Annotated in this window: 10 protein-coding genes; 1 reads left to right on the forward strand and 9 read right to left on the reverse strand. The window is 77.8% G+C overall.

The annotated features are described in order from the left end of the window. Positions 1-32 precede the first annotated feature (32 nt). From NT8_RS23860 to NT8_RS23900, 9 genes are all read right to left on the reverse strand, one after another. Positions 33-1,070 carry a UDP-glucuronic acid decarboxylase family protein gene (locus NT8_RS23860; protein ID WP_067973967.1) on the reverse strand — a complete coding sequence of 346 codons (1,038 nt, stop codon included), beginning with the start codon at positions 1,068-1,070 and terminating at the stop codon, positions 33-35. 21 nt (positions 1,071-1,091) lie between these two features. Continuing rightward, the gene (locus NT8_RS23865) at positions 1,092-1,778 is read right to left on the reverse strand and encodes an SDR family oxidoreductase (RefSeq protein ID WP_067973970.1); all 687 of its coding nucleotides are present in this window, start codon (positions 1,776-1,778) and stop codon (positions 1,092-1,094) included. A gap of 31 nt (positions 1,779-1,809) precedes the next feature. Further along, on the reverse strand, positions 1,810-3,189 hold the full coding sequence (locus tag NT8_RS23870; RefSeq protein WP_067973972.1) for a PfkB family carbohydrate kinase: 1,380 nt from the start codon (positions 3,187-3,189) through the stop codon (positions 1,810-1,812). Continuing rightward, entirely contained in the window at positions 3,186-3,776 is a 591-nt protein-coding gene (locus tag NT8_RS23875; RefSeq protein ID WP_067973975.1) for a D-sedoheptulose-7-phosphate isomerase, read from the reverse strand. Before NT8_RS23875 ends, NT8_RS23870 begins: the two co-directional genes overlap by 4 nt. Continuing rightward, on the reverse strand, positions 3,776-5,029 hold the full coding sequence (locus NT8_RS23880; protein WP_067973977.1) for a glycosyltransferase: 1,254 nt from the start codon (positions 5,027-5,029) through the stop codon (positions 3,776-3,778). Before NT8_RS23880 ends, NT8_RS23875 begins: the two co-directional genes overlap by 1 nt. Next, the gene (locus tag NT8_RS23885) at positions 5,026-5,979 is read right to left on the reverse strand and encodes a glycosyltransferase (protein ID WP_157515950.1); all 954 of its coding nucleotides are present in this window, start codon (positions 5,977-5,979) and stop codon (positions 5,026-5,028) included. Before NT8_RS23885 ends, NT8_RS23880 begins: the two co-directional genes overlap by 4 nt. A 68-nt stretch (positions 5,980-6,047) precedes the next feature. Beyond that, complete coding sequence (locus NT8_RS30060; RefSeq protein ID WP_067973990.1) at positions 6,048-7,037, reverse strand: glycosyltransferase family 9 protein; 990 nt, start codon at positions 7,035-7,037, stop codon at positions 6,048-6,050. 98 nt (positions 7,038-7,135) lie between these two features. Next, positions 7,136-8,650, reverse strand: coding sequence for an HAD-IIIA family hydrolase (locus tag NT8_RS30065; RefSeq protein ID WP_067973979.1), 1,515 nt, complete (start codon positions 8,648-8,650; stop codon positions 7,136-7,138). A 2-nt stretch (positions 8,651-8,652) separates the two neighbouring features. After that, positions 8,653-10,308, reverse strand: coding sequence for a carbamoyltransferase family protein (locus tag NT8_RS23900; protein ID WP_067973982.1), 1,656 nt, complete (start codon positions 10,306-10,308; stop codon positions 8,653-8,655). Between the two features lie 236 nt (positions 10,309-10,544). Here NT8_RS23900 and NT8_RS23905 point away from each other — a divergent pair, with 236 nt between their 5' ends. Next, the gene (locus tag NT8_RS23905; RefSeq protein ID WP_067973985.1) at positions 10,545-11,462 is read left to right on the forward strand and encodes a Rieske (2Fe-2S) protein; all 918 of its coding nucleotides are present in this window, start codon (positions 10,545-10,547) and stop codon (positions 11,460-11,462) included. Positions 11,463-11,523 lie beyond the last annotated feature (61 nt).

An 11,523-nucleotide genomic window follows, 5' to 3' on the forward strand; every position in this document is an offset into this window, starting at 1 on the left:
CCCCGCCGCGGCCGCGGCGGGGGCGGCGCGGGTCAGGAGGCGCCGCCGACCGGTGCCGACGCGGCCTGCGCGGCGGCCGCGCGGGCGGCCTCCGCCGCCGCTGCCGCGGCGGCCTCCTCGGTGCGGCGGGCGGCGAACCAGTCGATGGTGCGGCGCAGCCCCTCCTCCATGGAGACGCGCGGCCGCCACCCCAGCGCCTCGGCGGCGAGCCGGGTGTCGGGGCGGCGGAACCGCGGGTCGTCGACGGGCCGCCCGATGAAGGTGATCTCGGAGTCCGAGCCCGCCAGGCCGCGCACGAGTTCGGCCAGCCGCAGCATGGACAGCTCGTGCGGGCTGCCGATGTTCACCGGGCCGGTGATGTCGGCGGCGGCCAGGGCGAGCAGCCCTTCGACGGTGTCCTCGACGTAGCACAGCGAGCGGGTCTGCAGGCCGTCGCCGGAGACCGTGATGGGGTCGCCGTCGAGCGCCTGGCGGACGAAGGTCGGGATGGCCCGGCCGTCGTCGCCGCGCATCCGGGGCCCGTAGGAGTTGAAGATGCGGGCGATGCCGACGTCGGTGCCGTAGGCGCGGTGGAACGCGGTGGCCAGCGCCTCGGCGTAGCGCTTGGCTTCGTCGTAGACGCTGCGCGGGCCGACGGGGTTGACGTTGCCCCAGTAGGTCTCGCGCTGCGGGTGCTCCAGCGGGTCGCCGTAGACCTCGCTGGTGGAGGCGAGGACCAGCCGCGCCCCCTTCTCCACGGTGAGGTCCAGGGCGTTGCGCGTGCCGAGGCTGCCCGCCTCCAGGGTCTCCACGGGCAGCCGCAGGTAGTCGCGCGGGGACGCCGCCGAGGCCAGGTGGAACACGGCGTCGACCGGGCCCGGCACGTTGAGCGGGTGGGTGGTGTCGGCCTCGATGAACGTGAACGCGCCGGTGTCGGCGAGCCGTTCGATGTTGGCGGTGCTGCCGGTGGCGAGGTTGTCCACGCACACCACCTCGGTGCCGGCGTCGAGCAGGCGCTCGCACAGGTGTGAGCCGACGAATCCGGCGCCGCCGGTGACGACGGCGCGGCGGTGCTTCCCCTGTCTCTGCATCGTTCCCCCTTGTGGTGGCGGTCAGGGCCAGGAGGTCTCCTGCGACGGGCAGATGACCAGTTCGCGCACCTCGCACCCCGGGGGCTGGCGCAAGGCGAAGACCACGGCCCGGGCGACGTGCTCGGGCGGGTTGAGGGTGGCGTCGGGGCCGGGCCGGTACTGCTCGGGGCGGCCGTCGAAGAAGGCGGTGTCCATGCCGCCGGGGATGAGCAGGGTGACCCCGACCTCCCCGGCGAGTTCGGCGGCGAGGGCGCGGGTGAACCCGACCACGCCGAACTTGGACGCGCAGTAGGCGGTGGCGTCGCTGACGGCCTTGACGCCGAGCGTGGACCCGCAGTCGATGACGGTGCCGCGGCTCTCCTTGAGGAAGGGCAGCGCGGCCCGCACCACCGAGACGGTGCCGATGAGGTTGACCTTGACGACCTGCTCCCAGTCGTCGGGGTCGACCTTGTCGAGGCGGCCGCAGGCGTCGGTGCCGGCCGCGTTGACGACGGCGTCGATGCCGCCGGCGGTGGCGGCGAGGCGGGCGACGGCGTCCTCCACGGACGCGCGGTCGGTGACGTCGACCTGCGCGAAGGCGTGGTCGCCGGGCGGGCGGACGCGGTCGAGGACGAGCGGCCGCCCGCCCTCGGCGCGCACGGCCCTGGCGACGGCGGCGCCCAGCCCGGAGGCGCCCCCGGTGATCAGTGTGTTCCCCAGCGGTCGCACGGGTGTGTTCCCCTCTCGTCGTCGGCGGCGGTCAGCCGCGGGTGGAGCGCATGGCCGCCACCAGGCCGGTGGTCGAGTGCCCCGGCAGCAGCGGCAGGATGGTGATCTCGCCGCCGTAGCCGGCGACGACGCCCGCCTCGGGCAGGTCGCCGGCGGCGTAGTCGCCGCCCTTGACCCACACGTCGGGGCGGAGGCGGTCGATGACCTCGGCCGGCGTGGGCTCGTCGAAGACCGTGACGGCGTCGACGCAGTCCAGCGCGGACAGCACCCGCACCCGGTCCTGGACGGCGTTGAGGGGCCGGTCGGGGCCCTTGCGCGCCCGCACGGTGGCGTCGCCGTTGACGCACACCACCAGGCAGTCGCCGAGGGAGCGGGCGCGGCGCAGCAGGCTGACGTGGCCGGCGTGCAGCACGTCGAAGCAGCCGCCCGCCGCGACCACCCGGCCGCCGCTGCGGCGGACCCGCTCGACCAGTTCCTCGGCGCTCTCCCCCAGGCCCAGGGGCAGCGCCCCGGCCATGGGGCCCAGGGCGGCGGCGCTGCCGGCCGCGCCGTGGGCGACGAACCGGGAGGCCGCCTGCACGCCCTCGGCGACGGCGTCGGGGACGGCCGCGCCGCGGCGCAGCGCGCCCGCGACGCAGGCGGCGAACCGGTCGCCCGCGCCGCACGCGTCCTCGGCGCCGAGGTCCTCGGGCGCGGGGAAGTGGCGTCCGCCGGCGCCCGCTGCGGGCGCCCAGACGGCGCCCCGGGCGCCCAGGGTGACGGCCGCGGAGCGGGCCTTCCACCGGCGGGCGAGGGCGGCGGCGCGGCGGCGCGCCCGGTCGGGGTCGTCCTCGGCGACCCCGGCCTCCCCCGCGTTGGGGGTGACCACCCAGGCGCCGGGGACGGGGTCGGGGCCGCGCGGGTGGGGGTCCCACACCACGGGGGTGTGCTCGGCGGCGGCCGCCAGGGCGGCGCGCACGCCCGGGAGGGCGGCGACGCCGCGCCCGTAGTCGGCGACGAGGACGGCCCCGGCGGCCGCGATGGCGGCGGCGGCCCGCTCGTGCGGGGCGTCGGGGTCGGCGGTGCCCGCGCCGGAGTCGACGCGCAGCACGGTGCGGCCGTCGGCCTGCACCCGCGACTTGACGGGGGTGGTGCCGCGCAGCGGCAGGCGGACCAGGGTGACGGAGTCGCGCAGCAGGGCGGCGAGCCGGCGGCCCGCGGTGTCCTCGGCGGCCGCCGTCACGAGGACGACGGGGTGGCCGTCGCGCGCGGCCAGCCACGCGGCGAGCGCGGCGCCGCCCGGGCGGTGCCAGGCGCTGGGGTCGTCGAGGACGGGGGCGCGCCCGTCGGGGCCGGGCCGGGACCCGCCCCGCAGGTCGATGTCGAGCAGGGCGTCGCCCACCACCACGAGCGGCGGTTCGTCCGGCGTCATGCGGTGGCCTCCTCGGTGCGCAGGCGCTGCCGGGGCGCCGCGGCGCCGCAGGTCGCGTCGATGGTCTGGCAGAGCAGGTGGATGAGGGTGAGGTGGACCTCCTGCACCGTGGCGGAGTCGCGGGAGGGCACGCGCACGGCGTCGTCGCAGGCGGCGAGCAGGGCGCTGGGGTCGGGGCCGGTGAGGGCCCAGCTGACCACGCCGAGTTCGCGGGCGGCCATGGCGGCGGCGAGCACGTTCTCGCTGGCCCCGCTGGTGGACAGGCACAGCAGCACGTCGCCGCGCCGGGCGTGGGCGCGCAGTTGGCGGGCGAACACCTCGCGGTAGCCGTAGTCGTTGCCGATGGCGGTGACGCTGGAGGTGTCGGCGTGCAGCGCGATGGCCGACAGCGGGCGGCGCTCGTTCTGGAAGCGCCCGGTCAGTTCGGCGGTGAGGTGCTGGGCCTCGGCGGCGCTGCCGCCGTTGCCGCAGGCGAACAGCCGGCGGCCGGCGGCCAGGGCGTCGCCGAGGTAGCGGCCCCACTGCTCGACGTGCGCGGCGTCGACCTGTTCGAGCGTGCGCTGGAGTTCCCGCAGCCTGGGGTGCATCAGGCGCCTCCCGTCAGGGTGGCCGGTCCGGCGGCGTGCTCGGCCGCCCGGGGCGGCGGGGCGGAGCCCCGTTCCAGCAGCACCCGGTCGTAGTGCTCCTCGGTCTGGCGGGCGATGAGCGGCCAGGTGTAGCGGGCCATGGCCCGGTCGGCGCCGGCGATGCCGAAGCTCTCCTTGAGCACCGGGTCGGTGAGCAGGGTGCGCAGCCACGCCGCCAGGGTGCGCGGGTCGGCGGGCGGGATGAGCCGGCCGGTGACGTCCTGGATCATGGTGTCCAGGTGGCCGCCGACGCTGGAGGCGATCACCGGTACCCCGCACGCCATCGCCTCGACCGTGCACATGCCGAACGGCTCGTACCACGGCACGTTGACCGCGATGTCGGCCGAGCGCAGCAGCGCCGGCACGTCGGCGCGGGCGACCCGGCCGGTGAACTCGACCCGGTCGGCCACCCCGCACGCGCGGGCGATGCCGCGCAGCCGGGCGACCTCGGGGTCGGCGTCGAGGCCGTCGGCGGGCGGCCCGCCGGCGACGACCAGGTCGGCCTCTGGCACCGCTGCCATGGCGCGGACGACGGTGTCGACGCCCTTGCGCGGGACGAGCCGGCCCAGGCTGAGGACGCGGGGGCGCTCGCCGCGCGGCGCGGCGGGGCCCTCGGGGCGGAACAGCTCGGTGTCGACCCCGCAGGGCACCACGGCGATGCGGGCGCCGGGCACCCCCCAGGAGCGCAGTTCGCGGCGCTCGTCGACGGAGGTGGCGATGACGCGGGCGCTCTCCAGGGCGACGGTGCGCTCGGCGGCCTCGCGTTCGGGCGGGCTGGTGTCGGCCTCGCCCTGGTGGCGGCGCTTGACCACGCCCAGCGCGTGGAACGTCGCGACGACCGGGACGCCGAGGTCGGCGGTGCCCTGGAGGGCGGCCAGCCCGCTCATCCAGTAGTGGGCGTGCACGATGTCGGGGGTGGTGCGGGCCCATTCCGCGGCGAGCCAGGCGCCGAAGGCGGGCATGTGCGCGGGCAGGTCGTCCTTGGGGATCTCGCGGGGCGGGCCGGCGGGCACGTGGCGGACGCGCACGCCGGGCGCGAAGTCGACGGTGGCGGGCTGGTCCGGGGCGGTGCGGCGGGTGTAGACGGTGACGTCGTGGCCGCGGGCGCCCAGGGCGCGGGCGAGTTCGGCGACGTGCACGTTCTGCCCGCCCGCGTCCTCGCCGCCGAGGACGGCCAGTGGACCGGCGTGTTCGGACACCATGGCGATTCTCACCGTGCCACCTCCTGGAGCAGCCGGTTCCAGTCGTCGAGGAACCGGGAGAGCGGATATCTGTGCAGGGCGGCGGCGCGCGCCGCCGCGCCGGTCTCGCGGGCGCGGTCGGGGTCGGCCACCAGGTCGCGCAGTGCGCGGCGCAGGACGGGCAGGCGCGTGCTGACCACCCCGGCGTCGGCGGGGACGGCCTCCACGGCCTCGGTGGTGGCGAGCACCACGACGGGCAGGCCGAGCAGCATCGCCTCGATCAGGGACAGGCCCAGCGAGGTCCAGCGGATGGGGTGCAGGTAGGCGCGGCGGCGGGCCAGCTCGGTGTGCATCCGCTCCTGCGGCAGGTCGTCGTGGGCGGCCAGCCGGTCGGGGGGCACGCCGAGGGTGGCGGCGGTGCCGGCGACGCCCATGCCGAACAGGTCCAGGGGGGCGGCCTCGGCGAACCCGGGGAGCAGGTCGGTGCCGGTCACCCGCCAGCGGCGGAGCGGCTCGTTGACGACGACCCCGGCGCGCGCGAGGTCGCCGGTGTAGCGGTACCCGGGGTCGACCACACCGTGCTCGATGACCGTGGTGGGGGTGCTCCCGCAGTCCCAGAACAGGTCGTTGAAGTGGGTGACGTGGACGATGCGCAGGTCGCGGCGGTCGGCCAGCGGGTGGCGGGTGCCGGGGACGTCGCCCTTGGGGGTGTTGTGCTCGACGTAGACAGCGGGGACGTCGCGGCCGGGCCGGCGGCCGAGCCAGCGCTCGGCCAGCTCCAGTTCGTGGGGGCGCTGCGCGACGACGACGTCGACGTGCTCGTCGCGCAGCCGCTCGGGGGCGATCTCGACGGCGGTGCCGGGCCAGTCCCAGGTGGCGGCCCGGCCGCGCCCGTCGGGGCCCCGGTCGGGGGTGACGGGGAGCAGGCACGGATGCCCGCCCTGCACGAAGGAGGTGGTCCAGGACCCGTGGACGTGCCACATGAGCACGCGCGGCCCGCCTCCACCACCGGGCGGCGCGGCGGGGGTGGGCTCCTCCAGGCGGCTCGTGGTCATGTTCCCTCCGCGATGAGGTCGTGCACGGCGCCGGCGACGTCGTCGGCGCTGAGCGAGGTGAGGCACGGGTGCCCGGGTACGGGGCACGTGCGGGCGCGGGTGCCCCGGCAGGGGGCGCCCTGGTCGCCGAGGAGCCGCAGCCGGGTGCCGTAGGGCGCCCAGGCGGAGGCCGGGACCACGGGGGAGAACAGGGACACCACCGGGGCGCCGACGGCGGCCGCGAGGTGGCCGGGGCCGGTGTTGCCGGTGACGACGGCGGCGGCGCCGGCGAGGACGGCGGCGAGTTCGGGCAGCCGGGTGCGTCCGGCGAGGTCGGCGGCGCGGGTGCCGGCGACCCGGGCGGTGAGGTCGCGGTCGGCGGGGGCGCCCGTGACGACGACGCGGCACCCGTCGCCGGTGAGCCGGTCGACGGTGGCGGCGGCCAGGTCCGGGGGGACGGCGCGGGCGGGCGCGGTCGCGCCGGGGTGCACCACCACGTAGCCGGGGCCGCCGGTGAGGCCGGTGGCGTCGGGCAGGGGGCGGCGCACGGCGAGCCGGCCGTCGTCGCCGGGCGGCAGCCGGTACCCGGCGGCCTGGGCGAGGCCGAGCATGCGTTCGGCCTCGGGCGGCCCGGAGGGCGCGCGGTGCCGCAGGTCGAGCAGGGACCCGGGGTAGTCGTCGCTGATCGCGCCGATCCAGGGCACGCCGGCCAGGCGCAGCAGCAGCGCCAGCGGCAGCGGCGACTGGTGGAAGGAGGTGAGGATCAGCGCGGCGTCGGGGGCCTCGGCGCGGACGGCGGCGGTGAGGGCGTCGACGTCGGCGGCGCGCACGGGGCCGGGTTCGGGGTCGATCCAGGGGGCGCGCCATTCGAGGACCCGGTCCACCCCGGGCAGCAGCCGCGCGGCGGCGGCGCCGCGCGGCCCGGCGAGCAGGACGGTCCGGTCGGCTCCGGCGGCGGCGGCGCGCACGGCGGGGCCGGCGAGCAGCACGTCGCCGACGTTGTCCATGCGGGCGACCAGGACGGTGCCGCCGCGCGGGGCGGCCGGGCCGGGGGCGGTGCGGACGTCGGTCACGGGGTGGGCGGGGGCGGACGCGCGGGGGGCCGTCACGCGGCGGCTCCCCGCAGGGCGCGGCGGACGGCGGTGCGCAGGTCGGGGGCCGTCGCGGGGGCGGCGGCGGTCTCCTGGGGGCGGGTGCGGGGGGTGGGGACCAGGACGGAGCGGGCGCCGGCGGCGCGGGCGGCGTCGACGTCGGCCCCGATGTCGCCGATGACGACGCACTCCTCGGGCGCGACGCCGAGGTCGGCGGCCGCGTCCAGGATCAGCCCGGGGCGGGGTTTGCGGCAGGCGCACCCGTCGGCGTCGCCGTGCGCGCAGACCCGCCAGGTGTCGAAGGGGCCGAGCAGCTCCTCGACGCGGGCGTTGACGGCGTCGACCTGGTCGCGGGTGATGAGGCCGCGGGCGATCCCCGACTGGTTGCTGACCACGCCCAGCGGCAGCCCGGCGGCGCGCACCAGGTCCAGGGCGGCGCGGGCCCCGGCGACGGGGCGCACCTCGGAGGGATCGCCGTTGTAGGGGACGTCGTGGACGAGGGTGCCGTCGCGGTCGAAGAGCACGGCCTTGACGGGGCGGTCGCGGTGCGGGCGGGCGCCGCGGTGGCGCCACTCCCCCGCCGCCCGGTGGTAGCAGGCCAGGGGCGGGATGAGGGCGCTGGTGGCGGCCATGGCGGCGGTCTCGCCGGGGGTGCGCGGGCCGCGGGCGACGCGGTGCCACGCGAATTCGGCGGTCAGCGCCGACCAGAGGCCGCCCAGCGCCGCGGCCGGGCCCCACCCGGAGCGGCCCGCGGCGGCGCGGGCGGCCGCGGCGGCGGCGCCGGCCAGGGCGGCGGTGGTCAGGGCGTGCCGGCGGAACCGGCCGCGGGGCTCGCCGACGCGCTCGCGCCAGTGGGGGCCGTGCAGGCGGCGCATCAGGACGTCGTCGGCGTTGCCGGCCTGGGAGCGCAGGCTGTGCAGGGGGCCGGGGTCGCGCAGCGGGTGGACGGTGACGCGTTCGCCGCGGACCAGGCCGTATCCGGCGTCCAGGACGCGCAGGGCGATGTCGGTGTCCTCGCGGTAGGCGCGGCGGAACCGGCGGTCGAACCCGCCGACCAGGGCCAGTACGGAGCGGCGGTAGGCCATGTCGGCGGTGATCCAGGCGGCGCCGGCCAGGCCGAGGGTGGCGTGCTCGGCGTCGGTGGGCCGCCGGCCCTCGGGCGGCGGCACCTCGATGGTGCCCTGGCTGCCGGCGACGTGGTCGGGCAGGTCGGCGAGGTCGGCGGCGAGGCGGACGGTCCAGTCGGCGGGCGGGACGACGTCGTCGTCCAGGAAGACGACCCACTCGCTGCCGACGGCGCGCCACCCGACGTCGCGGGCGGCGGCCGGGCCGCGCCCGCCGGAGCGCAGCACGCGCACCCCGGGGCGCGCGGTGACCGCAGCGCCCGCGGCGGCGCCCGGCGGCCGGTCGTCCACGACCACGACGGCCTCCGGGGCGTCCTCGGTGGCGTCGAGCAGCGGCTCCAGCACCCGGTCGAGCGCGGGGCGGCCGACGGTGGGCACGACGACGGAGTAGCCGGGGCGGGCCATGCTCACCGCCCCCCGTGGACGCCGGCGCGGCGGACGGTGAACGGGCCGAGGACGAGCAGGTCCACGGGCGCCGAACCGAACAGCTCCAACACGTCGCGCGGGCTGTCGACCATGGGCCGGCCGGCGGTGTTCAGGCTGGTGTTGACGACGACGGGGACGCCCGTGCGCTCCTCGAAGCGGGCCAGGACCTCGGCCATCAGCGGTTCGGCGGCGGGGTCGACGGTCTGCACGCGGGCGGTGCCGTCGGTGTGCACCACGGCGGGGATGCGGTCGCGCCACGCGTCGGCGACGTCGTGCACGAACAGCATGTAGGGGCTGGGCAGCGGGCCGCGGGTGAAGATCTCGGCGGCGCGCTCGGCGCGGACCATCGGGGCGACCGGGCGGAAGCTCTCGCGGCCCTTCACGTCGTTGAGCCGGTCGAGGTTGGCGGGGTCGGTGGGGTTGGCCAGCAGCGACCGGTGGCCCAGGGCGCGCGGGCCGTACTCGCTGCGCCCCTGGAACCAGGCCACGAGTTCGTTGCGGGCCAGGGCGGCGGCGGTCTCCCCGGCGAGGTCGGCGGGGCGCTCGTAGCGCACGGCGGCGGTGTCGAGGGCGGCGGCCAGCTCCTCGTCGGTCCAGCCGCGGCCGAGGTCGGCGCGGAGCATGGGGGCGGGGGTGTCGCCGTGCTCGGCGGCGAGGTGCAGGGCGCCGCCGAGGGCGGTGCCGGAGTCGCCGGAGGCGGGCTGCACCCACACCTCGCGGAACGGCCCCTCGGCCAGGACGCGGGTGTTGGCGACGCAGTTCAGCGCGACGCCCCCGGCCATGGCCAGCCGGTCCAGCCCGGTGCGCTCGTGCAGCCAGGCGGTGAGGTGGAGCAGCACCTCCTCCAGCCGCCGCTGGACGCTGGCGGCGAGGTCGGCGTGCTCGGGTTCGAAGTCGGCGCCGGGGGCGCGGTTCTTCACGAAGGCGTGCAGGTCGACGGGGTCGATGTGCACGCGGCCGTCGTCGCCGCAGCGCACCAGCCGGCGCAGTTCGCCGAGGTAGCGGGGGGTGCCGGAGGAGGCCAGGGCCATGACCTTGTACTCGTCGCTGGAGCGGTGGAACCCCAGGTGGACGGTGAGCTCCTCGTAGAGCAGGCCGAGCGAGTGCGGCAGTTCCTGGCGGGCGAGGACCTCCAGCCGGCCGTCGCGGTAGGCGCCGGCGAGGTGGCAGGCGTCCTCGCCGCGGCCGTCGGCCACGAGCACGGCGCAGTCGCGCACGCCCCCGGTGGGCGGCATGGCCAGGCCGGCGGAGGCGGCGTGGGCGACGTGGTGCGGGACGTGGCGGACCTTCGCGGGGTCCAGGCCGGGCAGGGCGGTGGCGAGGAACGCGGGGGCGCGGCGGGCGTAGAGCGTGCGCAGCTCCTCCCAGGCGGGGTCCTGGCCGGGGCCGTCGGGGACGACGAGGTCCGGGTCGTAGGAGTAGGCGACGCCGTCGAGGTCCTCGGGGGTCAGGCCGGCGGTCTCCAGGCACCAGCGGGCGGCCTGCTCGGGCAGCTCCCAGGCGGAGAAGGGCACGGCCTCCTTGCCGTGCTTGCGGCGGCTGAAGCGCTCCTCCTCCGCCGCCGCCACGGTCGCGCCGTCGACGACCAGCGCCGCCGCCGGATCGTGGAACACCGAGTTGATACCGAGAAATCGCATCGACTGTCCCTCCGGGGCCGGGTGAGCGGCTGCGCGTTCCCGCGTGCGGGCATGGCCACTCGACTACCAAGCGCAGCGACTCTCAAACACAGCGGAGTCGAAGCCGCGTGCTCATGGGGTTGCACCCCGAAGCATGATCACGCAGAGTGAGCGTTTCCGGGTCGCGGACACGCGCGGTGCCCCGCGCCGGGCGCGGCCGAGGGTTGTCGCGGGCGCTTCGGGGTAGCCGGGGGCGCATGAGAATCGGAGACGCGATCCGCCGCATCGAGCGGGACCGACGACTCGACCGCGTCGTGGACTTCTACCGGTCCGTCCTCGACCGGATGCCGAGCGGACCGGTGAAGGACACGCTGCACGGGGTCCAGTTGGGCCATCCCCTGCACCCGCTGCTGGTGCAGATCCCCATCGGCGCGTGGACGTCCGCGACGGTGCTCGACCTGTTCCCCGGGACCGAGCGCGCCGCCCGCCGCCTGGTCGACCTGGGCCTGGTCAGCGCCCTGCCCGCGATGGTGGCCGGGGCCGCGGACTGGTCCGACCAGCACGAGCGCCACCAGCGCGTGGGCGTGGTGCACGCCGCGGCCAACAACACCGGCTGGGCGCTGTTCGCCGCGTCGGCGCTGGCCCGCCACCGCGGCCGCCACGGGTGGGGGCGGGCCCTGGGCCTGGCCGGCATGGGGATGGTGGGCATCGGCGGCATGCTCGGCGCGCACATCGCCTACAACCTCGCGGGCGGCCCCAGCCACGCCGACCAGGACCGCGACCTGCTGCCCGAGGGCTGGCAGGACATCGGTCCGGTCGCCGACTTCCCCGAGGGGGAGCCGGTGCGCGCCATGCTGGGCACGGTGCCCGTCGTGGTGGTGCGCACCGGGGGCGACACGGTCCGCGTGCTCACCGACACCTGCGCCCACCTCGGGGGCCCGCTGTCGGAGGGTGAGACCGACGGGGAGTGCATCACCTGCCCGTGGCACGGCAGCACCTTCCGGCTGGACGACGGCACGGTGGTGCGCGGCCCGGCGACCGCGCAGCAGCCGGCGCTCCAGGTGCGGGTGTCCAACGGCACGGTCCGGGTGCGCCGCCCGGACGAGGACGCGGACGTCCCCCGGCCGCGCGGCGAGCACAGCGACGCCGGCGCGGCCGCGGCCACCCGGGGCTGACCGGGCCGCCCACGCACCGGAAGAAGGAGAAGGGGCCGGCCCGCCGCTCGTGAGCGGCGGG

This window comes from Nocardiopsis trehalosi NBRC 14201 (genome assembly GCF_001552555.1).
Lineage (GTDB): Bacteria > Actinomycetota > Actinomycetes > Streptosporangiales > Streptosporangiaceae > Nocardiopsis_B > Nocardiopsis_B trehalosi.